Origin of the sequence: Erwinia magellanica (assembly GCF_039023495.1) — a bacterium.
Taxonomy (GTDB): Bacteria; Pseudomonadota; Gammaproteobacteria; order Enterobacterales; family Enterobacteriaceae; genus Erwinia.
This window is the reverse complement of record NZ_JBCHVC010000002.1, coordinates 719,082-743,194: the sequence shown is the minus strand read 5'-3', so window position 1 is coordinate 743,194 and position 24,113 is coordinate 719,082. Positions and strand designations below refer to the sequence as shown.

The window sequence follows — 24,113 nt, the reverse complement described above, 5'->3', positions numbered from 1 at the left end:
AGGAGTTCACCATGAGTCTTTCCGTTTTCTGGTTTTTACCCACCCACGGTGATGGCCACTATTTAGGCACGGCAGAAGGCGCCCGCCCGGTTGATCACGGCTATTTACAGCAGATTGCTCAGGCTGCCGACCGCCTGGGTTTCGGAGGCGTGCTGATCCCTACTGGTCGCTCCTGCGAAGATGCCTGGCTGGTTGCCGCCTCACTGATCCCTGTCACGCAGAGACTGCGCTTTCTGGTGGCTTTACGGCCCGGCGTGATTTCGCCCACCCAGGCCGCGCGCCAGGCCGCCACGCTGGACCGTCTCTCCAATGGCCGTGCTTTGTTCAACCTGGTTACCGGCGGCGATGCTGAAGAGCTGGCCGGTGATGGCGTGTTCCTCGATCACACAGAACGTTATGCAGAATCGGCCGAATTCACCCGCGTCTGGCGCCGGGTGCTGGAAGGCGAAACGGTCGATTATGAAGGCAAGCATGTGCACGTTCGCGGCGCCCGATTAATGTTTAAACCCGTTCAGCAACCGCGTCCGCCTTTATGGTTCGGCGGCTCGTCAGACCCGGCCCAGGACCTGGCGGCTGAACAGGTTGATGTCTATCTCACCTGGGGCGAACCGCCTGCTCAGGTGAAGGAAAAAATCGATCGGGTACGCGCCAAGGCTGCGGCCCAGGGACGGAACGTGAAGTTCGGCATTCGTCTGCACGTCATTGTGCGTGAAACCAATGAAGAGGCCTGGCTGGCTGCGGATCGCCTGATTTCACATCTGGATGATGCCACCATTGCCAAAGCGCAGGCCGCCCTGGCAAGGACAGATTCAGTGGGCCAGCAGCGTATGGCCGCCCTGCATGGCGGCCGCCGGGACAAACTGGAGATCAGCCCTAACCTCTGGGCTGGCGTAGGCCTGGTTCGCGGTGGCGCGGGAACGGCTCTGGTGGGTGACGGCGAAACCGTCGCCGCAAGAATGCAGGAGTATGCCGATCTGGGGATAGAAACCTTTATTCTTTCCGGCTATCCGCACCTTGAGGAAGCGTATCGCGTGGGCGAACTGCTCTTCCCGCATCTGGATTTAGCGGTGCCTGAAGTGCCGCAGCCTCGCGTTGTTTCCGCTCATGGTGAAGCGATAGCGAACGACTTCACCCCGCAAAAAGTTTCTCAGAGTTAGAGGTGAAAATGAACAAGCCGCTTTCACGTTTGGCTAATCAGCTGGTGCCCTGGGCGCTTCCGGTGCTGCTGATTGTGGTCTGGCAGATTGCCTCGCAGAGTGGCTGGCTTTCCACGCGGATCCTGCCCTCTCCGGAAGCCATTCTGATCACCTTCTGGAAGCTCTCCGCCAGCGGCGAGCTATGGCAGCATCTTGCCATCAGCAGCTGGCGTGCTGCCGTAGGCTTCACCATCGGCGGCTCGATTGGTCTGATTCTGGGGCTGATCACCGGGATGTCGCGGCTGGGTGAGCGTCTGCTGGATACCTCGGTACAGATGCTGCGTAACGTGCCGCATCTGGCGCTGATCCCGCTGGTGATCCTCTGGTTTGGTATTGACGAGTCCGCCAAGATTTTTCTGGTGGCGCTTGGGACGATGTTCCCAATCTACCTGAATACTTATCACGGCATTCGTAACGTCGACCGTGGGCTGGTTGAGATGGCCCGCAGCTATGGCCTCTCTGGCTGGAGCCTGTTTATTCAGGTGGTGTTGCCGGGTGCCCTGCCCTCGATCATGGTAGGCGTACGTTTTGCGCTGGGCCTGATGTGGCTGACGCTGATTGTGGCAGAAACCATCTCCGCTAATTCAGGGATCGGTTATCTGGCCATGAATGCCAGGGAGTTCCTGCAAACTGACGTGGTCGTGGTGGCCATTATTCTTTATGCCCTGCTCGGAAAACTGGCTGATGTCTGCGCGCTGTTACTGGAACGCGTCTGGCTGCGCTGGCATCCCGCTTATCAACTGAAAGAGGAAAACGCATGAGCGAGTTAACGCCTTCTCCGGCACGCCTCAATGCCGGAACGCCGCTGGTGATCGGCGGCGTCAGCAAACAGTACAGAGGCCGGACGGTACTGAACAATATCGATCTGCATATTCCCTCCGGACAGTTTGTGGCGGTAGTTGGCCGCAGCGGCTGCGGGAAAAGTACGCTGTTGCGCCTGCTGGCGGGCCTGGAGAAAACCACCTCTGGGAGTTTACTTGCCGGAAACGCGCCGCTGAGTGATGCGCAGGATGATACCCGCCTGATGTTTCAGGATGCGAGATTGCTGCCCTGGAAAAGTGTCATTGATAACGTCGGGCTGGGCCTTAAGGGCAAGGCCTGGAAACAGAACGCGCTGGAAGCGCTGGAAGCTGTAGGACTGGCCGACCGGGCAAAAGAGTGGCCTGCTGCGCTCTCCGGTGGGCAAAAGCAGCGCGTGGCGCTGGCCCGTGCGCTAATCCATCGTCCTGGTCTGCTGCTGCTGGACGAACCGCTGGGGGCGCTGGATGCCCTGACCCGCATCGAAATGCAGGATTTGATCGAGTCGCTCTGGCAGAAGCACCACTTCACCGTACTGCTGGTGACGCATGACGTTAGCGAAGCGGTAGCCATGGCTGACAGGGTACTGCTCATAGAGGAGGGCAATATCGGGCTGGATCTGCTGGTGGATCTTCCTCGTCCGCGCCGCAAAGGTTCGGTCAGGCTGGCAGAACTGGAGGCAGAAGTGCTGGATCGGGTGATGAAACGTTCACCGGTAGAAGCGGAAAAACGTTACGCTCAGCGGTAAAATCAAGAAGGTGTGGCAGGCATGAACCCTTCACAAAGAGGCCGGGAGCGTCATCCCTGACAGCCCAAACCGCGCCGTCCATAGCGCGGCACGCTTTGTTCCCGGCTCATGCCAGCCGTATTTCACCTCTAACCATAGAAAAGTCATTAGCGCAGGTTTAGCTAGTGCACAGGCCCAACTGGCACCTGTGCCAGATCTTCTGCAACAGCCTGTCTGAGAGAAAAGTCATCTGGCTCAAGTTCAGCGATAACCTCTCAGGGGCGGATACTTATCCGCCCCTTTGCTCAGCCAGTATCAGGCAGAGAGCGCTTTACTGATTTTCTCGTAAAGGTCGCCCGAGAGTTTATCCAGCCCTTTCAACTGTTCCAGCGCCTTACGCATCAGAGCCTGACGGCCCGCATCATAACGTTTCAAACGAATCAGGGGTTCAATCATCCGTGCCGCAACCTGTGGGTTACGCGTATTGAGATCGGAGAGGATCTCCACCAGGAACTGATAACCACTGCCGTCAGCGGCGTGGAAGGCTGAAGGGTTAGCCGACGCGAATGCGCCAATCAGCGCACGGATGCGGTTTGGATTGCTGAGCGTAAAGGAGCGGTGACTCAGTAAGGCACGAACGCGGTTCAGCACGTCTGGCTCCGGACTGGTAGCCTGCAAGGTAAACCATTTATCCATTACCAGCCCATCCTGATGCCAGCGCTCATCAAACGCCAGCAGCAGCTCGTCACGGCAGGGAAGCTGCGCCGCTACGGAAGCCGCCATTGCCGCCAGCGAATCGGTCATGTTATTCGCTTTGCTAAACTGCGCTTTAACCAGCTTGTCCGCCAGTTCAACATCGCCAAAGGCAAGATAGCCCAGGCAGACATTTTTCAACGCACGCTTGCCAATCTCCGCATGTTCAATACGGTAATCCGTGCTCTGGTTAGCGTTGTAAACCGCCAGCCACTCATCAGCCAGCTCCGTCGCCAGCAGGCGCACCAGCGCAGCACGCACATCGGCAATCGCCTGGGGATCGATAATATCAAACAGCTCGGCTATCTCATTTTCACTCGGGAGCGAAAGGATCAGCGCTCTCAGCGCCGGGTCGCTGTTCTCTTCCAGCAGCACCGCACGGAAAGCGTCGGCGACATGCAGCGGCAGCGAAAGCGGCTGGCCCTGTTGTTGCCGGGCAACATTCAGCTTGATATAGGTCGCCAGCAGGCTCTGCGCCGCATCCCAGCGGGCAAAGTCATTACGTGCATGGCGCATCAGGAAAGTAAGCTGCGCATCGCTCCAGTTATAGTCCAGCTTCACCGGCGCGGAGAATTCCCGCAGCAGGGAAGGCACCGGCTGGAAATAGACGTTATCGAAGATAAAGCTCTGGAACTCTTCAGTGACGTTGAGCACGTTATGGACCGGATGGCCGTTGTGCTGTAGAGGAATTACCTTGCCCTCGCCATCATAGAGTTCAATATCCAGCGGGATATGCAGCGGCAGCTTCTCTTTCTGATCGGCAGTGGCTGGCGTTCTCTGGGTGACATGCAGCGTATACTGCTCCAGCTCCGGGTTGTAATCGTCGCGAACAGAGAGGATTGGCGTGCCGGACTGACTGTACCAGCGGCGGAACTGCGAAAGATCAACATTAGAAGCATCTTCCATCGCCTGCACAAAGTCATCACAGGTGGCCGCGCTGCCGTCATGGCGTTCAAAATAGAGCTGCATACCTTTCTGGAAATTCTCTTCTCCCAGTAGCGTATGCATCATACGGATCACTTCTGAACCTTTCTCATATACCGTCAGGGTATAGAAGTTGTTCATTTCGATTACCTGCTCAGGGCGGATCGGATGCGCCATCGGGCTGGCATCTTCTGCAAACTGAGCGCCACGCATAATGCGGACATTATCGATACGGTTAACCGCACGGGAGCCTAAATCGGAGCTGAACTCCTGGTCGCGGAATACCGTCAGCCCCTCTTTCAGACTGAGCTGGAACCAGTCGCGGCAGGTCACGCGATTACCCGTCCAGTTATGGAAATATTCGTGGCCGATCACCGCTTCAATGCCGAGGTAATCTTTATCGGTGGCAGTTTCCGCCTTCGCCAGCACATATTTAGAGTTAAAGACGTTAAGGCCTTTGTTCTCCATGGCGCCCATGTTGAAGAAGTCCACGGCGACAATCATAAAGATGTCCAGGTCATATTCCAGACCAAACCGCTCCTCATCCCATTTCATGCTGTTCTTCAGCGAGGTCATCGCCCAGTCTGCACGGTCCAGGTTGCCACGGTCGACAAAAATTTCCAGCGCAACGTCACGGCCTGAGCGGGTTTTGAAGCTGTCGCGCAGCACGTCAAAATCACCTGCCACCAGCGCGAACAGGTAACAAGGTTTCGGGAAGGGATCTTCCCATTTCATCCAGTGACGGCCATCTTCCATCTGGCCACCATCGATGCGGTTACCGTTAGAGAGGAGATAAGGATAGAGCGTCTGCTCGGCAATAATGGTGGTGGTAAAACGGGCCAGAACATCCGGACGATCGAGGTACCAGGTAATATGCCGGAAGCCTTCGGCTTCACATTGCGTACAGAGCGCTTCACCCGATTTATAAAGGCCTTCTAACGCGGTATTCTTGTCAGGATGAATGTCATTGACGATTTTCATCGTGAAGGTTTCAGGCAGCTGCTCAACGATCAGCGCCCCCTCTTCAAGGCGGTAGTGCGGCCAGGCACCCTCGTTTATCTCAAGCGAAACAAGCGTGAGATCTTCCCCATCCAGGCGCAGCTCTGCCTCTTCAGCGCCCAGTTTTTTGACGCGGCTGATGGCGGTCACTCTGGTAGTGCTGGCATCCAGATTGAAAGTCAGATCGATATCGGTAATGGTAAAATCTGGAGCACGATAATCATGGCGATTTTTGGCTTGTGGCAGTTGCGTCATAAGTCCTTCTCACGTCGATAATTAGTTAACCTTTTCAAGTCTATTCCTGTTAGCGCGATGTTGCCACGTCGAATCGCGCTGCGGGCGGAATAGCGCCTTAAAAGACACATCCCATTAACAAGCGCACGGATTGCCCTCGACCTTATCCGCGGAATTGTGCTGTGATCGGGTTCAATAAATGAGTAATCAAGTTATACTCCTGCGTCATTTCTTTTATTTATAACCAGGGATAACGCTCTTCGCCTGAGGATGCTGAAACGCACCATGACACGACATGCTACCCCGATCATGACCACGTTGCTGGACACGGACGCCTACAAGCTGCATATGCAGCAGGCCGTGTTCCACCGTTATAAAAAAGTCTCCGTGGTGGCCGAGTTCCGCTGCCGGGGCGACGACCTGTTGGGTATTTATGCGGATGAGATTGTCCGGGAGATAGCCTCTATGCAGGCGCTGGCGCTGACGGATGAAGAGGCCGACTATCTTGCCACCCTGCCTTTCTTTAAGGCGGACTACCTTGCCTGGCTGCGCCAGTATCGTTACGATCCTGCACACGTCCGTGTTCGCAACCATCAGGGCAAGCTGGATATTCGTATCAGCGGTTCATGGCTGGATGTGATCATGTGGGAAGTGCCGCTTCTGGCACTGATCAGTGAGGTGGTACATCGCCACCGCTCGCCGCAGGTGACCGCAGCGATGGCCGTGGAGCATCTGCAAACCCGACTGGCCGATTTCAAAATAATGACAGCCGATCTGGATATGTCACGTTTTAAATTGATGGACTTTGGAACACGTCGTCGCTTCTCCCGCGAAGTACAGCAGGCGATTGTCGGCACGCTCAAGCAGGAATTCCCCTGGCTGGTAGGGTCCAGTAATTATGATGTTGCCCGTCAGCTAAACATCGCGCCAGTAGGCACTCAGGCGCATGAGTGGTTTCAGGCGCATCAGCAGATCAGCCCGGTTCTGGCAAACAGCCAGCGGGCGGCGCTACAGGCCTGGCTCGATGAATATCCTGACAGCCTGGGGATCGCGCTAACGGACTGTATTACTATGGATGCTTTCCTGCGCGATTTCGGCGAGAACTTTGCCACCCGTTATCAGGGGCTGCGCCATGACTCGGGCGACCCAGTTGAATGGGGCGAGAAAGCGATTGCGCATTACGAGAAGCTTGGTATCGATCCTCGCAGCAAAACGCTGGTCTTCTCCGACAACCTCGACCTGGAAAAAGCCGTGGCGCTTTACCGTCACTTTGGCCAGCGCGCTAACGTTATTTTTGGCATCGGCACCCGCCTGACCTGCGATATCCCGCAGGTTAAGCCGCTGAATATCGTCATTAAGCTGGTTGAGTGTAACGGCAAGCCGGTGGCCAAACTCTCTGACAGTCCGGGCAAAACAATTTGCCAGGACAAAGCCTTTGTTCGCGCCCTGCGTAAAGCCTTCGATCTGCCGCTGGTGAAAAAAGCCAGTTAGTCCCGGCTTTAAAAGAGGAGAGGCTCCCCCTCTCCTCTTCTTAACACCGCTCAATATCCGAATAAATCTCCCGCAGAACAACGAATTCTTCTTGTGTCTCGCCTGTCGGCAAGTAACATAGCACTACCCCAAATCCGGGGTAATTTTCTTTAATCCTGAATAATAGTGAGAGACTTTTATGAGCGTTGTGCCTGTAGCGGATGTACTGCAAGGCCGGGTCGCGGTTGACAGTGAAGTCACCGTACGCGGCTGGGTACGTACAAGAAGAGATTCAAAAGCTGGTATTTCCTTCATCGCCGTTTATGACGGCTCCTGCTTTAATCCCGTCCAGGCTGTGGTCAATAATTCTCTGAATAATTATCAGGACGAAGTGCTGCGGCTCACTACCGGCTGTTCCGTGGCGATCACCGGTAAAGTGGTGGAGTCACCGGGCGAAGGCCAGAGCTTTGAAATTCAGGCGAGCCATGTGGAAGTGGTGGGCTGGGTTGACGATCCGGACACCTATCCAATGGCCGCCAAGCGCCACAGCATTGAGTATCTGCGTGAAGTGGCTCACCTGCGCCCGCGCACTAACCTGATTGGCGCGGTGGCCCGCGTTCGTCATACGCTGTCACAGGCTTTGCACCGCTTCTTTGATGAGCAGGGCTTCTTCTGGGTTTCCACTCCGCTGATCACCGCTTCCGATACCGAAGGTGCCGGCGAAATGTTCCGCGTTTCCACGCTGGATCTGGAAAATCTGCCGCGCACGCCTGAAGGGAAAGTCAATTTTGACGAAGATTTCTTCGGCAAAGAGGCGTTCCTGACGGTCTCCGGACAGCTGAACGGTGAAACTTACGCCAGCGCCCTGTCCAAAATTTATACCTTTGGCCCCACTTTCCGCGCAGAGAATTCCAACACCAGCCGCCACCTGGCTGAGTTCTGGATGCTGGAGCCGGAAGTCGCCTTTGCCGATCTGGAAGATAACGCCGCGCTGGCTGAAGCGATGCTCAAGTACGTGTTCAAGGCCGTTCTGGAAGAGCGCGCTGACGATATGGCTTTCTTTGCCGAGCGCGTAGACAAAGAGGCGATTACTCGCCTGGAGCAATTTGTAACCACTGATTTTGCTCAGGTTGATTACACCGAGGCGGTTGAGATCCTGATGAACTGTGGCGAGAAGTTTGAGAATGCCGTTTCCTGGGGTATCGATCTCTCTTCCGAACATGAACGCTATCTGGCAGAAAAACACTTTAAAGCGCCGGTGGTGGTTAAAAACTACCCTAAAGATATCAAGGCATTTTATATGCGCCTGAATGACGACGGTAAAACCGTTGCCGCGATGGATGTTCTGGCTCCGGGTATTGGTGAAATCATTGGTGGTTCTCAACGTGAAGAGCGTCTTGACGTACTGGATGCCCGCCTGGCTGAAATGGGTCTGAATAAAGAAGATTACTGGTGGTATCGTGACCTGCGTCGCTACGGCACCGTTCCTCATTCCGGTTTTGGATTAGGTTTCGAACGGTTAATCGCCTATGTCACCGGCGTACAAAATGTAAGGGATGTTATCGCCTTCCCCAGGACGCCGCGTAACGCCACCTTCTGATTTAACGCATTAAATATAAGAAATTCATATATATACTTAAGGTCAGCTCTGCTGGCCTTTTTTTATTTTTGTAAATTTAGAGATGGTTCACAAAGTTCCGTGTTTTTTACATTTTGTAATACATATTTTCCTCCTGTAACAAGAATAGGAGATTAGTAGCATTTTCGGGCTAGATAATCGTCTCAGCGAATGGAAAGATGCGTGCAGACACAGGAAGACACCAAACTCTCTTCAGGGTTCTGTAAAGAATGGTTGACGGCAGTGGCAGGTGTCCAAATAACTCCAATGAGGGTAATAAAAAATGATGAAGCGCAACATTCTGGCACTGGTTATCCCAGCCCTGTTAGCAGCTGGTGCAGCCAATGCAGCAGAAGTTTATAACAAAGACGGCAACAAGCTGGACCTCTATGGGAAAGCTGTTGGTCTGCACTATTTTTCTGATAACGACGGTTATGCCAGCGACGGTGACAAATCTTACGTTCGTTTAGGCTTCAAGGGTGAAACCCAGATCAACGATATGCTGACCGGTTATGGTCAGTGGGAATATAACTTCCAGGCTAACCACTCTGAAGGTGGTAACGATTCTCAGACTGGTAATAAAACCCGTCTTGGCTTTGCTGGTTTGAAATTCGGTGATGCAGGTTCATTCGACTATGGCCGTAACTATGGTGTTGTATACGACACTATGGGCTGGACCGATATGCTGCCAGAGTTCGGTGGCGACTCTACATATAGCGATAACTTCTTCGTAGGCCGTAGCAACGGTCTGGCTACTTACCGTAATACCAACTTCTTCGGTCTGGTTGATGGTCTGGACTTCGCTGCTCAGTATCAGGGCAAGAACGAAGATAGCGCTACCGGTCGTGGCGTTCAGCAGGCAAATGGTGATGGTTACGCGATGTCTGTAACTTACACCCTGCCAATTGGTATCGGCTTCTCTGGTGCATATGGCTCAGGTGATCGTACAAACGGTCAGGTTAACTCTTTCTTCGGCAACGGCGGCGATCGTGCTGAACAGTGGGCTGGCGCAGTTAAATATGATGCGAACAACATTTATCTGGCCGCAATGTATAGCGAAACACGTAACGCTACTTACATCGAAGATAACTCTGTAGGTAATGTAACTTCTGGTCTGGTTGGTTTTGCTAACAAAACTCAGCAGATCGAGCTCGTTGCACAGTACCAGTTCGACTTTGGCCTGCGTCCATCTATCGCCTACGTTCAGTCTAAAGCGAAAGATGTTGATGGAATCGGCGATGTTGATCTGACCAAATACTTTGAAGTGGGCGCGACTTACTACTTCAACAAGAACATGTCTACCTATGTTGACTACATCATCAACCAGATTGATGACGACAACCGTTTAGGCATTGGCTCTGGTGACACTGTAGCAGTTGGTCTGGTTTACCAGTTCTAATTGCCTGCCGGGGTGATTTATCACCCTGCGCAAACTCTAAACGGGGCTTCGGCCCCGTTTTTGTTTACCGTACTTCGCTAATCCCTTCTCCTTTGATCTTCCCCGGCTTCTTTCCCGTGATTTTTACCGCAAACGGTTGGCATTTTGTGCGCTGTGGCGGTAACCTGAGTGCACATTTCGCTCCAGATTACGCTAACGGACTCCGACTATGTTTGAACGCATTGCAGCTGCACCCGCCGACCCCATTCTTGGTTTAGCCGACCTCTTCCGTGCCGACGATCGCCCAAATAAGATCAACCTGGGTATTGGCGTCTATAAAGATGAAACCGGTAAGACCCCGGTGCTGACCAGCGTGAAGAAAGCTGAGCAGTACCTGTTAGAGAATGAGACTACCAAGAACTATCTCAGCATTGATGGCCTGGCCGATTTTGGGAAGTGCACTCAGGAGCTGTTGTTCGGGAAGGATAATGCCCTTGTTGGTGCCAAACGCGCCCGTACGGCGCAGACCCCTGGCGGTACCGGCGCCCTGCGTGTTGCGGCTGACTTTATTGCCACCCAGACCAGCGCTAAGCGTATCTGGGTAAGTAATCCAAGCTGGCCTAACCATAAAAACGTCTTCGAGTCTGCTGGCTTAGAAGTGTGTGAATATCAGTATTACGATGCGGCTAACCACTCGCTGGACTTTGCCGGCATGATGAACGCGCTGCGTGAGGTTCAGGCCGGTGATATTGTGCTGTTCCACGGTTGCTGCCATAACCCAACCGGCATCGACCCTACGGCTGAGCAGTGGGCGGAGCTTTCTGAGATGTCACTGGCTAACGGCTGGCTGCCGCTGTTTGACTTCGCTTATCAGGGCTTTGCCCGTGGGCTGGAAGAGGATGCTGAAGGGCTGCGTATCTTCGCCGCAAGCCATCAGGAGCTGATTATTGCCAGCTCCTACTCCAAGAACTTCGGCCTGTATAACGAACGCGTGGGCGCATTCACGCTGGTAGCCAGCGAAGCCGCCGTGGCGGACACCGCCTTCAGCCAGGTGAAAGCCACTATTCGTGCTAACTATTCCAATCCGCCCGCGCACGGTGCCGCTGTCGTTGCCACTATACTGAGCAATAACGCGCTGCGCGCGCTCTGGGAGCAGGAGTTAACGGATATGCGCCAGCGTATTCACCGCATGCGCCAGCTGTTTGTGAACACGCTTCAGGAGAAAGGCGCGAAAGGCGACTTCAGCTTTATCATCAACCAGAACGGCATGTTCTCGTTCAGTGGACTGACCAAAGACCAGGTTATTCGCCTGCGCGAAGAGTTTGGCGTCTACGCGGTGAATTCCGGGCGCGTTAACGTGGCAGGCATGACGCCAGACAACATGGCTCCCCTGTGCGAAGCTATCGTGGCCGTGCTTTAAACCCGCGTTATCCCGAAAATGCATAAAAAATGCCTGCTGTAAGCAGGCATTTTTATTGGGCTTTTCGTTTCGGCTCAGGTTTCAGCCACGTTTTCGCCAGAGAGCGGCTGAACGTGCAAAAAAGGCTGCGCTACTACTGCAAAAAAGGATTGGAGATCCGTTCCCGTCCCAGGGTGGACTTTGGCCCATGCCCCGGCAGGAAGGTTACATCATCGCCCAGCGGCAGCAATTTATTCATGACAGAGGCAATCAGATCCTGATGGCTGCCCTGCGGGAAATCTGACCGTCCCACGCCACCGTTGAAAATCACATCGCCAGAGATCAGCAGGCGCGAAGCGCGATCGAAAAAGACGATATGCCCTGGCGTATGGCCCGGACACAACAGGATCTCAAGATTAATCTCCCCCAGCTGCACGGTTTCACCCTCTTCTAACCAGCGATCGGGCGTCAGCGGCGCGCAGTAAGGAAAACCAAACATCTGACTTTGAGAAGGCAGGCCTTCGAGCCAGAACGCATCCGCTTTATGCGGGCCGACAACCGGCACCTGATAAAAGGCGGCAAGTTCAGCAGCGGCACCGACGTGATCCAGGTGACCATGCGTCAACAGGATTTGCGTCACCTTTACGCCCTGCTCTGCTACCCTGGCCTGAATAGTCGCGGCGTCACCACCAGGGTCTACCACGGCGGCTTCCAGCGTGGAAGGGCACCAGATCAACGAACAATTCTGTGCGAATGCCGTCACCGGGATAATTTGATAATCCATAACGCTCCGTTACCGGCGAGCCATGGCCCTGCCGGAAGATCATTTTACCAGTGCCGCGTTGGCCCGGTATCAATATGCACAAAGTTACTACTCGGGTAGTATCCTACACCACCCGCGCGCATGGAAAGCGCCGCTTTGCGTACATTGCTCAATGAAATTCCTTCAATATGAAAATCCATCGCCTGGCCCAGGGTGTGGTAACTGTGTTTCGCCACCCCTTTACTGTGTGCCCGCAGGGAGTTGTTGGTCTCCAGAGAGCGATAGCCGGAAATCAGCTGAACCGGTTTGCGCGTATCCAGCATCGCCTGCAACCTGTAGAGCTGGTCGAAAAGCCTGGTATCGATACTCTTGATTTTATTGGCCCGGTAATCACGGAAAAAATGGTTAAGGCGCGTCAGCTCATCCTTGTCGTAACTTTTGCCGTTAAAAAACTCTGTTTTGAGCGTTTCACCGGTATGCAGGTTATTCAATGTCAATACGCGTGGACGTGAAGTGGAAAGCGAAGCGAAAGCCTGGCCGGGAAGCAGCGCACAACCCAGCGCAGCCCCGCCCAGAGCAAGCCACTTACGGCGATGAGAGTCGAAACTATTCATTAATCTGTGTTACCCAACTAAATTGTTCTGAAAGGGTGCAAAAGGACACCGTCGGGAACCATAACTGGGGATAAGTATTGAGTCAACACGCTAAATGTGACAGGCAGGGCAATTCAAAGAATCATTGCCCTGCCTGGAAAAAACCCACACATTTGACTTAGTGAGGAAAACCTGAAGAATCAATCATTAGAGCATTAATTGACCAGCGGCGGCCATGCTCTGCACGCCGGAACGCGCCGTCATATCATAATTGTAAATATCTGTTCGATATTGCGCCTTGCCATCTTCCGCTACCCAGGCCGTGAGATAGTAGAGGTTAACCGGAATGCGGTGGCGGATAGGTACGTAACGCGTCTCACCTTCCTTGAGCGTGCTGGAGATCCGCGTATCGTTCCAGCCCGCATCCTGCAACAGAAGATTAGCGAGATCGGACGCCTTATTCACTCTTACGCAGCCTGAACTCAGGGCGCGAATATCCTTCTGGAACAGGTTATGGTTTGGCGTATCGTGCAGGTAAATCGCATCAGAACTTGGCATATTAAATTTATACCGTCCCAGGGAATTTGTTGCGCCTGGTGCCTGGCGGATGCGGTAAGGGAAAGACGCTGCAGAGACCATGCTCCAGTCTATCATTGAGGGATCGATCACCTCGGCATCATTACTCCAGCCTGAAAGCAGCGTGTAGTTGTGCTTGTAGAGATAAGTGGGATCCTGCTTCACTTTCGGCACAATATCTTTGCGCACCAGAGTGGTAGGCACATTCCAGGGGGGATTCAGCACCACGTTATTCAGCGCGCTACGCATCAACGGCGTTTTACGATCCGGCCGCCCTACGATGACTCGCGACGAGAGAATCTGATTACCGTTGAGATAATAGATCAGAGAATAGTTGGGAATGTTAACCATAATGCCGTTATGCATATCGTCCGGCAGCAAACGCAAACGTTGAATATTCAGAGCCAGCAACGCAGCACGAAGCTGAGGAGAAACGTTCAGCCATTCGCGGGTTCTTGGGCCAATAGCACCATCCGGCTCTAAACCCTGCCAGCGCTGGAAACGCTTAACCGCTTCGACAAGGTCAGCAGAATAGATTGTTGTGGGATCGGCTGGGGCAGCCTCTCCCTGAACCTGACCAACAGATTCCGGAATAGCAGGCTGAGTATTGGGATCCTGTGGCAAAGCGGTTGCAGAAGGACTGACCGCAATCTCTTCATCAACAAATCCGGCAGGAATCTTTGTCGTAGGCACACTATCTTCTGTTGGTTTTGGGGTTTCATTACCCGGCGTCAACATCCCGGTACGCTGCAAAATTTCACGCAGTGAAGGAACGTCATCACTTAACTGACCCGGCTTCAGCGTCTGCTTATCCGCCAGCTGCGGCCAGGGGTGATTATCTGCCAGCAGCGTTTTCAGCGCCTGATGCATCAGCATATATTGTGGATGCTGAGGAGCTAAAGAGTTGACAAAAACAGCTGTTCCGCCCTGATTAACCGCCCGCTGCCACTGATTAATTACCGAGAGCGCCGGAACTTCAAGTTTATAAGGGACGTTGCTGTAAAGCCATGTCTCTCCTTTTGCCGGCACTGTAGAGACAAACTGCAAATACCCCATCATTGCATCAGAGAGCACCACATCCCGCGCCATACCCGTTATCGCTGGATTGGTCAGCAGTTTAATCCACTGCGTAAACTGTGGCTGTACGCCCGAAATGGCCACTTCCGCCAGCTGCTGCTGGAACTGCTGGACGGCCTGTCGGTCCTGCCACATCGGTTGCATATTATGGGCAGCATAGAGCGGTGCGAGTGCAGTGAGATAAAAAGGTTTGTAGCCAGCAGGCAGCGTGGAGAGCAGCTCCTCACGGGCCTGATTGGCGGTATAGCTGGCGGGAGCAGAGACAGGTGGGATGCCTGCCACAGCAGGCTGCATCTGCCCCAGGGCCATCACCAGACCGGCGCTGAGCAGCGTCACTCTTGCACTACTTAATTTTGTCAGCAACATCCCTTGCCCCCTGTTTGATTGCCAAAACAGATGAAGCGCATCTGTTTAAAAGTCATTGTTATCAGTATAGAAAAAGAAAGCGGCACTCGCTGTAAATAGAGCCAGTGCCGCACTAAAGAGTAATCCGCTGCCTGATTTATTGCTATATCTGCCAGCGGAATATTTATCAGGCCCGCCGATCTTCCTCTGGCGTTGATGCGTTGGCGGCTGTTGGCTCCGCTGCAAACCCACGCAGGCCGACAACATGCACATGCTCTGTGTTATTGACCACTTTACGGACCAGTTTATAGGTAGTGCCCTTCTCCGGACTGATATTTTCCGGGGCCGCAATAATCAGCTGCATCTCCAGGCGGTCACACAGCTCGAACAGCGTGGCGATCGATTTCGCATCCAGACGGGCCGCTTCATCCAGGAAGAGTAAGCGACAGGGAGAGATATCCTTGCCGCGCAGTCGGCGGGACTCTTCTTCCCAGCTCTGCACCACCATTACCAGAATCGACATCCCGGTACCGATCGCTTCACCGGTAGAGAGCGCGCCACTCTCAGCACGCAGCCAGCCATCCGACCCGCGGTTCACCTCAACTTCCATTTCCAGGTAGTTACGGTAATCCAGCAGCTCTTCACCAATAGTCTGCGGCGTGCGCTGCCCCATATCGATTTGCGGGTTAAGGCGCTGATAGAGCTTCGCCAGCGCTTCTGAGAAGGTCAGGCGGTTACTGTTAAACAGATCCTGATGCTGCTCATGCTGTTCAGAGAGCACATCCAACAGCGTCGAATGCGTTTCCCGCACGTTGACGTTCAGACGAACGCTTTTCACCTGACCAAAGCTTACGGCTTGCAGGCCCTGGTTCAGCTGACGAATGCGGTTCTGCTCACGCTGGATAGTTTTACGGATGATATTTGCCACGCTGCGCGAACTGATAGCCAGCATCTGTTCACGCGCGGTCAGCTCTTCCGTGAGACGTCCCAGTTCAATCTCCATCTGCTCGATAGCTTCTACCGGATCGTCCGTACGGATAATGTCCTGACGAATACGTTCACGCAGATGCTGATAGACCGCAATAAAGAACTGAATTTTACGCTCAGGACGTTTTGGATCTTCAGAGAGACGCAGCACATCACGCAGATGCTCATTGTCTGCCACTGCCAGACGCAGTGCACCGAGCGCTTTATCCGACATAGAGCGCAGTTCGTCGCCGCCCAGGTAGGCCAGCTCGCGTCGGTGCAGCCTGCGCTCGACGCCATTGTCTTTCACCAGACGCAGCACGGCCACCCAGCCCGCTTTGGCGTGCACAACCTGTTCACGCCCCTGATGATAGTCGCGTTCCACACGCTTCAGTTTCTTCTGTAGCGCATCCATTTCCGCTTCACAGAAGGTGATTTGTTTTTCAAGCTGATTACGACGGGCACGGTTGTTGCTCAGCGCAGCGTAAAGCTCATCGCGACGAAGACGGGCACGCTCTTCTGCGCTGGCATCCGCCTGAACGCCGATATCCTGCATCTCCTGCTGAAGTTCTTTCAGCATGTCGCGCTTGGCGTCATAAGAGCTTTTCAGCGACGCCAGCAGTTGGGTGTACTGGGTAAACTGCGCCTGATGAGTCCGCAGCTGTTCACGGGCGCGGGCGCGCTCCGATTCAGCCTGCTCCAGACGCTTACGCAGCTTCTCGTTGAGATCGCTGCTGCCGTCCAGCATGCCTGCGGAATCGACATAACCGAAGTGCGCACGACGCTGCACCACTTCGGTAATGGCAAAGGCCTGCTGGCGGGCGTGACGCTGAGCCTGCTGAGCCTGCTGATAATCGAGCTTCAGCTGCTCGTACTGCTCCGGATCGCTTTGCAGTACGGCGACCAGCGTTTCCAGTTTTGCCAGATGATTGCCATGCTGCTGTAGGAAGCGCGCGGCTTCCTGAGCTTCATCAAGCCTTTCAAGCAGCTCGTCGTAACGATCCTGTAGCGTCTCGTCCTGAAGCAGAGTGATACGTGGTATCAGACGGTTTAGCTGTGCAACGCCCTCTTTAGCCTGATCGAACTGCTGGCGCTGCTGCTGATTTTCACTTTCGTGCGCGGCCAGGCCGCGCTCCAGCTCTCCCCGGCGAGCATTCAGCGTGCGCAGTTCCACTTCCGGATCTGGCTCGAAGGCTACCGCAAGATGGCTGCCGATAAAGCGGCTGAACGCCTGATGCAGGCGCTGGGTTTTCTGCACGTCAAAAGAGAGCGTGGCGTAACGTTCTGCCAACGTTTCCCGTTCAGCGTGTAACAGCTCCAGCTGCTTTTCACGCGCCGCACGGCCAAACAGTGGAACCTTCGGGAAGCGGGAATAACGCCACTGGCGCTCGCCAGACTTCACCACCACTGCTTTCTGCAACTCTTCGACGTTGAACACGCTGTCATCGAAGGATTGCGGGTCACCCTCTATCAGATAGAGATCTTCCGGGCACTCTTCCAGACCGTTCAGCAGATCCTGCACCAGCGAGAGATCCGGCACCACAATACCGTGACGCGCAGGCCCGTAAAGGGCAGAGAAGTACGGCGCATCTTCAATAGTGACATCATCATAGATTTCCGACAGCAGCACGCCGCCGAAACGCTCGGCAAGGGCATTCAGGCGGGCATCTTCCGCGCCGCCCGGCTGGCTGAGGCGTTCAATCTGCTTCTCTGCATCGCGCTTGCGGGCAGAGACTTCATCACGCGCAACCGTGGTTTCACGCTCCCGCTCCAGCAACTGCTGCATGAACTCGGTCACTTCCTGACTGCTTTCCAGCGCCTGCCCGGTCTGCTCGCTAAGCTGCGTCAGGATCTCCTGCGCAGCATGCCACTGCGGCGCCTGCCTGGTCAGGCGGGCGATGCGCTCACGCACCTGCTCCAGCTCCTGGCGCATCTCCATCCGGCGTTCACCGGCATCAGAAACGCTTTCAGAGAGCTGCTCAATACGCGCTTCCAGTTCATACTGATAATTTTCCAGGTCCTGCGGCTCGAACTGCTGACCGTGACGCTTGCAGAACTCATTCAGCAGGCGCTCCGCCTCCTGTTGCTCACGCAGGCGTTGCTCCAATTCAGCCAGCCGGGAACGCAGGGAGTGAACCTGTTCAGCGTGATAGCGCTGGTTGGCGGCATCACGCAGCAGATCGCGCCCCGTCTGATAAGCTTCTGAACGGCTGACCGGGCCGGCAATGCGCCCCACCAGCTCAAATGCCTGCTCAAACTGACTGTGTGCGGCCTGCGCCACGCTCATTTTCTGTTCAAGCTGTAGCAGTCTGTCGGTGGCTTCCTGCTCTTTGGCACGGAAGGTCTCCTGCCAGCTCTCGGCATTCTCCACGTTCAGCTCGTCAATCTGGCAAATTTCCTGCGCGCGCTGCAAAGCGCCCAGCGCCTGCTGGTACTGAATAGCACGCGTCTGCTGCACGTCCAGCGCCTGCTGGTAGTCTGCAAGCTGGCTTTTCAGCTCATCCACTTCCAGCTCTGCGGCTTCGCTGCGTGCCTCATTCTCTTCCTGCACTTCGCGCGCTTCCGCCACCACTTCGTTCTGCTCTTCCAGACGATAGGTCAGCTCATCGATATCACCTTCGTAACGCTCGATTTTTTCCTGCTGGCGCATGGCGGTCTGCACCAGACTCAGGTGGTCGCTGGCGCTCTGGTAGTCGGTTTCCAGATCGCTCTCTGCGCCGTTGTGTTCTGCCAGTTCACGCGCCATTTCGACGTGGCGATACTGCTCGGCCGCCAGCTGTTTGCGGCTGCTGAACAGCTCATTGCGATGCTGCATCGCGCTATCCAGATGGATGCGACGTTCGTTGGCATGGCGCATATAGTCAGCAGCAACGTAGTTAGTTGCTTCGGAAATCAGATGCTTAAACAGGTCGCGGTCGGACTGCGTGACGCGAATTGCTTCCAGCGTCATGCGGTTTTCCCGCAGCGCCGCTTCCATATCCTGGAAAGCTTTACGCACGCCGCTGTTTTCAGGCAGCAGGTAGTCGCGCAGCGAGCGGGTAATGGCGCTGGAGATCCCGCCATACAGCGAGGCTTCAATCAGGCGATAGTATTTGCTGCGATCGGAAGCTGAGCGGAGGCGACGCGCCACAATCCCCAGATCGAACATCAGCGAGTGATACTCGGTGATAGAGTTGAACTGCTTAAACTGCACGCTCTCCATTGCTTCGAACTTCTCTTTCAGTTCGCTAAGCGGCAGGACGCGGGCCTGACGGGCGTTAACCGTTTCGGTGAGGATCTCCGTGGGGTTAATGGAGCTGGGCAGGCCGTGAATGCTGAACGGCTTGATATCCACCTTACGATCGCGCCCTGCCACCTGTTGCAGGCGCACACCTACAATAACGCGCTGATGAACCGAGTTCACCACGTCCAGCGCCGCATAGCAGACGCCCGGACGCAGTTTTCCGTGCAATCCTTTGTCACGGGAACCCGAGGTTGCCCCAGCTTCGGTGGTGTTACGGAAATGCAGCAGCGTCAGATCGGGGATCAGTGCGGTGATAAACGCCGCCATGGTGGTGGACTTACCTGCCCCGTTACCGCCAGAGAGCGTGGTAACCAGCTCATCCAGATCAAAGGTGCGGGCGAAAAAACCGTTCCAGTTGATAAGCGTTAGCGAGCGAAATTTGCCGCGTTCAATCATTGTTCATTCTCCGCGTTACCAGAAGAGTCGCGCTGCGCCTCATTCTCATCATCGCCTTCATCATTCAGCGCCAGCCCGCCCTCGATTGGCATCGCTTCACCATCCCGGATCATACGTAGCTGCGCTTCGCGGGCGTCGTCGCCACTGCGCACGTCGGCGCCAAAACGAAACACAGATTCGATAATGCGGAATTTACTGCTGTCATTGCCCATAAACCACACCATGCCCAGACGGCGCAGACGGTTCAGCGAGGCGCGCATTTTCTCCTGCAACTTTTGCCTATCGAGATCCGAACCGGTAGAGCGCTGGTTTACCAGCTTCAGCAGCCTGTTCTCGTCGGCCAGCGTCAGCAGCTCGTCATAAAGCTCCTGCTGGGTGAAAATGCCTTCATTCGCCAGCCGCTCAGGGCTGAGATAGAGGTAGCAGAGAATTTTTCCTACCATCATATCCAGCTCGGAAAGCACCGAACGCGGGATCAGCGTGGTAGAGCGGGGACGCAGATAGAAGAAGCCTTCCGGCGCGCGGATCAGCTCAACGTTGTAGCGCGCATAAAACTCTTCCAGATACTCCTGATAATCCATCAGGAAAGCGTGCTGATCTAACTCTTCAATGCCAATATGGCGGCCGGCGCGTAACTGGCTGTCCAGCGCCGGGAAAAGGGAATTGGCCAGTGCCTGTGCCAGCTTAACCGGCATCACTTGTTCAATATTTATCGATGACATGCGCCTGCACCTTGGCTCCGTAATCATTAATGACCTGCCATTCAGCTGGCAGGCCGGAGAAATCTGCTTCGGCCACGCCTAAACGGACGGCCTGATCGACAACGATACGCGCTACGTCAAAATGACGCGCGCGGGGATACTGTTCGAGATAATCACGCATTACCGTGCCGAGGTTCAACGGCTTCTGCTGCGCTTTATAAATGGCTAACGCCTCTTCAATCATGGCGGCCAGCTGTTCACGAATTTCGTTGAACTCTTCATATTCCAGTTCGGAAGGCAGCTCGCCCGTTACCTCTTCATTGCGCAGCACCAGCTCTTCATCGCGCACATCATAAAGGCGGTCAGCGTTGGCGTAGGTCAATGTCCAGGGATGATCAAAATAGGTCTGTACGGACTGGCGAAGACGCTGAGCAAAGACGCGGTTTTTATCCATATCGATAGCGGTACGGATAAATTTATGGACGTGGCGGTCATAGCCAATCCACAGATCGATCGCCTGCTGGCCCCAGCTGATAATGCGGTCCAGCTTGTTCTGCAAGTCATACACCAGCTTGTCGATAAAGCCCAGATCCGGGCTGCTCATGGTGGCATCCTGAATGCGCAGCAAGTTCGCCTGTAGCTTGTCGCCAGCGGCTTCCAGCGTATCCTGTAGCTCTCTGAGGGTGCCGGAGGTCTCATTCAGCAGCATTTCACAGCTGGAGATAGCGGCACGCCAGTCTTTGTTCAACAGCTGGGCGATATCATCTTTCACCGCCTGCTGCTGCTCATCCATGCTGCGCTGAGTGATATCGATACTGTCAAAAATTTCGGCTACCGAATATTTCAGCGGCGCAAAAACGTTGCGGTGCCAGTGGAACTCATCTCCATCCTCATCAGCCGCATCGGCAGCGCGCTTCAGCTCGCCCGCCACAATCGAGAGCTGCATAGAGAGCCGCAGGGTGGAGAACTCGCGCTGGCGGATGTAGTAGTCGGTAATACCAATAGCCAGCGGGGTCAGGCGATAGATAGCATTGCCTTCCGCCTGCTCGCTGACAAAACGGTTGAGCAGACGCTGGCGCACCATATCATTGATGGCGTTATTGGCCCGCACGCCCACGGTTTCACTGGTCTGTTCAAATCCTTCACTGACGTGACGGAAAGCGTCGGTCAGTTCGCCTTCGCTCATTTCACCGTCCATGCGCTCTCCGTTCAGGGTGGCGATGGCCAGTAAAAACGCCAGACGTTCGGTTGGCAACGTGACGGAAAAGTCATTTTTTCGCGCCCAGGCAACCAGTTCCGGTACTGTCTGGGAAAATTCACTCATGGTTCGTCCTGTTTATGGGTTTCCGCGCGGTCACGTGGATATAACGGCCCAAACTTAAAAATGGTTCCTGGCGGCAGAAGCGTTTCTCCAGCGCCAGCACTTCCTCAAATCGTTCAGTCTGTCGGGTTTTATCACGCATATAGTCATGGAACACGCGGATACCGGTTTTGTTCTCTACGGTGAAACCCGCTTCCTGTAACCAGCGATAGACCTGTTCCGGCTCCCTGGGATGATCGGGGGAAAGCGTTTTCCGCTTGCGCTTACGCAGGTCGGCCTGCATGTAGCCGAAATTGCCCAGCACCAGCGTCTGCATTATCAGCCCGTTGATGTTATAAAACATCAGCGACAGCACGCCGCCAGGTGCCAGGGCATCATAGAGGGCGGCCAGTACGGCTTCCGGGTCGGCGACCCATTCAAGCACAGCGTGGAACAATACCAGATTGACGGGCTTATCCAAGTGTTGCGGGGCTTCCTGCGCGCTAATTTGTTTAAATTGCATGTTCCCGCTCACACCTTTTTCTTCGGCATGCGCCCGGGCGCGCTGCAACATTTCTTCGGATAAATCGCAGAGTAAAACGTCATGGCCCAGTGCCGCAACGCCGCAGCCGGTTTGCCCTTCCCCGCCTCCGGCATCAAGCACCCTTAAAGGGCCTTGCGGCAGCGTGGCCAGAATCGCCTCCAGCTCCTGCCAGACAATGGCCTGGCGAATACGCCCTTTGGTGGTTCCGTAGATATTCTTCGAAAATTTTTCGGCTATATCATCAAAGTTGCGATCCTGCATAGACGTTTCCAGCTGGTGAATGGGTGAAACCGGCGGCTATTTTGACATACACTGACCAGGAATGAACCTTTCACTCATCGCCAGGCTCTCGGGTGGTGTTTTTTCGGACAAAAGGAACCCGTTTCCATGCTTTTTGCGCTAAAAAAAGTCGTTGGTGGCCTGCTGCTGCCCCTGCCTTTGCTGATTGTGGTGATGGCAATCGCCCTTTTCTTGCTCTGGTTCAGCCGCTGGCAGAAAACTGGCAAAATTATCCTCTCTTTCGCCTGCCTGATCTTGATGTTGATCAGTCTGCAACCTGTTGCCGACTCTCTGCTTGCTCCGACGGAAAATCGCTATCCAACCTGGCAGAACCGGCAAAAAGTCGACTATGTGGTCGTGCTCGGCGGCGGCTATACCTGGAACCCTGACTGGGCACCGGGATCCAATATGATCAATAACAGCCTGCCGAGGCTGGTGGAAGGAATACGTCTGTGGCGCGCAAACCCCGGCGCAAAGATGATTTTTACCGGCGCTGCGGCGCAGAACAATCCGGTTAGCTCAGCAGAAGTGACGTCGCGTGTAGCGCAATCACTTGGCGTGCCGCTGAGTGATATTATTACGCTGGATAAGCCGAAGGATACGCGTCAGGAAGCGGAAGAAGTGGCCAGAATAGTGGGAGATCACCCTTTTCTGCTGGTGACTTCCGCTTCACATTTACCGCGTGCAATGATCTTTTTCCAGCAGCGGGGATTACATCCTTTTCCTGCGCCAGCCAATCAGTTGGCTATCCGTTCACCGCTGAATTTCTGGGAACGGGCACTTCCTTCGCCGCTCTGGCTTGAGCACAGCAACCGGGCAATTTATGAGTGGCTGGGCAGAGCCTGGCAGGCGCTCACCTCCGGAGAGAGTGCATCAGGTGAGCCAGGGGAGCAGTGAGTTTGCCGCCTGCTGGAAACGCATTTTGTCGAACTGACCGGTGTGGATCAGCCGGTCGATCTCATCCCACAGCCGGTAGAGCCAGCGCCGGGCGACGAACCCCTCAGCCACGGGTGCCTGCCTGAGATAGTGGAACAGCAGCGATTCTGCCAGCCCTTCGTCGCAAAGCCGGAAGAGTTCATATTCACGCGGCGCCCAGAGCATCATGCCGGGGTTGATCATTGACAGCAGCTGGTCGCTCCAGGCTTCTTTCAGCATACTGTTCAGAGAGAGATTACCGTGCACCAGCACGCAGGGATCGTTGAAGTCAGCCAGCAGATTACCAAGATTTTCACGGCTGCGGTAAAGCACCCGCCGGTTCTCCATCGTCAGCGCTTCGGTACGCATAAATCCCAGCGTTGACCAGAGCACTTCCACTCTTTGAGCGTACCAGGCTACCCAGTTATTCTCCTGCGTACTGTCAACGCGGCCCACCAGCCCGTGGCTGTCGATGCGGTGCCAGGCAAGCAAAGCTTCCACAATCTGATCCTGTAGCTGAAGCCAGCGGCCAGGCGTACGGCTTGGCGCTTCTACCGAGACGCCACCCATACGCTCAATCAGCAAGACTTCATGCTGCGGTTGCTGCTGGCTGATAATCAGCCCGTAAACCGCAGGCATACGCAGGGCGCTCTCGCGTGCCAGCATAGAGAGCTTATAGGCTTCCTGTGCGGCCACACCTTTTACGTTGAAGTATTTAGCTACCAGAGGGAGGGAATGACCCTGCTGGTCATAAAGCGAATAGAGGCTTGCCCAGGGTTGCTCGCTGATACATTCGAGCCGACTCAGGGGTTCGCCCAATATCAGTGACAGTTCTGAGCGTAAATGTTCCATCTCCTCCTCCTCTGTTAAAAGTGGAGA

At 54.8% G+C, this 24,113-nt stretch carries 16 protein-coding genes and 1 pseudogene; 8 read left to right on the top strand and 9 right to left on the bottom strand.

Features of this window, described 5'->3' with window-relative positions:
- Window positions 1–11: 11 nt before the first annotated feature.
- Genes ssuD through ssuB form a run of 3 tightly spaced genes read left to right on the top strand, consistent with a single transcriptional unit; the run spans window position 12 to window position 2,742 of the window.
- On the top strand, window positions 12–1,157 hold the full coding sequence (gene ssuD, locus AAH450_RS10725; RefSeq protein WP_342910196.1) for an FMNH2-dependent alkanesulfonate monooxygenase: 1,146 nt from the start codon (window positions 12–14) through the stop codon (window positions 1,155–1,157).
- A gap of 8 nt (window positions 1,158–1,165) precedes the next feature.
- Entirely contained in the window at window positions 1,166–1,957 is a 792-nt protein-coding gene (ssuC, locus tag AAH450_RS10720) for an aliphatic sulfonate ABC transporter permease SsuC (RefSeq protein ID WP_342910195.1), read from the top strand.
- Complete coding sequence (ssuB, locus tag AAH450_RS10715) at window positions 1,954–2,742, top strand: aliphatic sulfonates ABC transporter ATP-binding protein (RefSeq protein WP_342910194.1); 789 nt, start codon at window positions 1,954–1,956, stop codon at window positions 2,740–2,742. Before ssuC ends, ssuB begins: the two co-directional genes overlap by 4 nt.
- A 294-nt stretch (window positions 2,743–3,036) precedes the next feature.
- On the opposite strand, the gene pepN is transcribed toward ssuB, so the two are convergent.
- Window positions 3,037–5,652, bottom strand: a complete 2,616-nt coding sequence (gene pepN, locus AAH450_RS10710; protein ID WP_342910193.1) for an aminopeptidase N — start codon at window positions 5,650–5,652, stop codon at window positions 3,037–3,039.
- Window positions 5,653–5,916: 264 nt separating this feature from the next.
- Between pepN and pncB the strand changes: the two genes are divergently transcribed.
- From pncB to AAH450_RS10690, 4 genes are all read left to right on the top strand, one after another.
- Entirely contained in the window at window positions 5,917–7,122 is a 1,206-nt protein-coding gene (gene pncB, locus AAH450_RS10705; protein ID WP_342910192.1) for a nicotinate phosphoribosyltransferase, read from the top strand.
- Between the two features lie 178 nt (window positions 7,123–7,300).
- Window positions 7,301–8,701 (top strand): asparagine--tRNA ligase, encoded by a 1,401-nt coding sequence (asnS, locus tag AAH450_RS10700; protein WP_342910191.1) that lies wholly within the window; start codon window positions 7,301–7,303, stop codon window positions 8,699–8,701.
- A 301-nt stretch (window positions 8,702–9,002) separates the two neighbouring features.
- A complete protein-coding gene (gene ompF / locus AAH450_RS10695; RefSeq protein ID WP_342910190.1) occupies window positions 9,003–10,118 on the top strand; it encodes a porin OmpF in 1,116 nt (371 codons plus the stop codon).
- 208 nt (window positions 10,119–10,326) lie between these two features.
- Entirely contained in the window at window positions 10,327–11,517 is a 1,191-nt protein-coding gene (locus tag AAH450_RS10690) for an amino acid aminotransferase (RefSeq protein ID WP_342910189.1), read from the top strand.
- Between the two features lie 133 nt (window positions 11,518–11,650).
- On the opposite strand, the gene AAH450_RS10685 is transcribed toward AAH450_RS10690, so the two are convergent.
- The 7 genes and pseudogenes from AAH450_RS10685 to cmoM all read right to left on the bottom strand — a co-directional run bounded on the left by AAH450_RS10685 (window position 11,651) and on the right by cmoM (window position 22,301).
- The gene (locus AAH450_RS10685; protein WP_342910188.1) at window positions 11,651–12,280 is read right to left on the bottom strand and encodes an MBL fold metallo-hydrolase; all 630 of its coding nucleotides are present in this window, start codon (window positions 12,278–12,280) and stop codon (window positions 11,651–11,653) included.
- A 44-nt stretch (window positions 12,281–12,324) separates the two neighbouring features.
- Window positions 12,325–12,873 carry a YcbK family protein gene (locus AAH450_RS10680; RefSeq protein ID WP_342910187.1) on the bottom strand — a complete coding sequence of 183 codons (549 nt, stop codon included), beginning with the start codon at window positions 12,871–12,873 and terminating at the stop codon, window positions 12,325–12,327.
- A 186-nt stretch (window positions 12,874–13,059) separates the two neighbouring features.
- Window positions 13,060–14,793, bottom strand: a pseudogene (gene ldtD / locus AAH450_RS10675) (L,D-transpeptidase); the annotation flags it as partial.
- Between the two features lie 244 nt (window positions 14,794–15,037).
- Window positions 15,038–19,495 carry a chromosome partition protein MukB gene (mukB, locus tag AAH450_RS10670; protein ID WP_342910186.1) on the bottom strand — a complete coding sequence of 1,486 codons (4,458 nt, stop codon included), beginning with the start codon at window positions 19,493–19,495 and terminating at the stop codon, window positions 15,038–15,040.
- Window positions 19,492–20,217, bottom strand: coding sequence for a chromosome partition protein MukE (gene mukE, locus AAH450_RS10665; RefSeq protein WP_342910185.1), 726 nt, complete (start codon window positions 20,215–20,217; stop codon window positions 19,492–19,494). Before mukE ends, mukB begins: the two co-directional genes overlap by 4 nt.
- The gene (mukF, locus tag AAH450_RS10660; protein WP_342910184.1) at window positions 20,198–21,520 is read right to left on the bottom strand and encodes a chromosome partition protein MukF; all 1,323 of its coding nucleotides are present in this window, start codon (window positions 21,518–21,520) and stop codon (window positions 20,198–20,200) included. The genes mukE and mukF overlap by 20 nt, the downstream gene beginning before the upstream one ends.
- A complete protein-coding gene (gene cmoM / locus AAH450_RS10655; RefSeq protein WP_342910183.1) occupies window positions 21,513–22,301 on the bottom strand; it encodes a tRNA uridine 5-oxyacetic acid(34) methyltransferase CmoM in 789 nt (262 codons plus the stop codon). The genes mukF and cmoM overlap by 8 nt, the downstream gene beginning before the upstream one ends.
- Before the next feature lie 126 nt (window positions 22,302–22,427).
- Here cmoM and elyC point away from each other — a divergent pair, with 126 nt between their 5' ends.
- A complete protein-coding gene (elyC, locus tag AAH450_RS10650) occupies window positions 22,428–23,216 on the top strand; it encodes an envelope biogenesis factor ElyC (RefSeq protein ID WP_342910182.1) in 789 nt (262 codons plus the stop codon).
- Here the strand turns inward: elyC and AAH450_RS10645 are convergent.
- On the bottom strand, window positions 23,193–24,086 hold the full coding sequence (locus AAH450_RS10645; RefSeq protein ID WP_342910181.1) for a YcbJ family phosphotransferase: 894 nt from the start codon (window positions 24,084–24,086) through the stop codon (window positions 23,193–23,195). The genes elyC and AAH450_RS10645 overlap by 24 nt on opposite strands.
- Window positions 24,087–24,113: the final 27 nt, after the last annotated feature.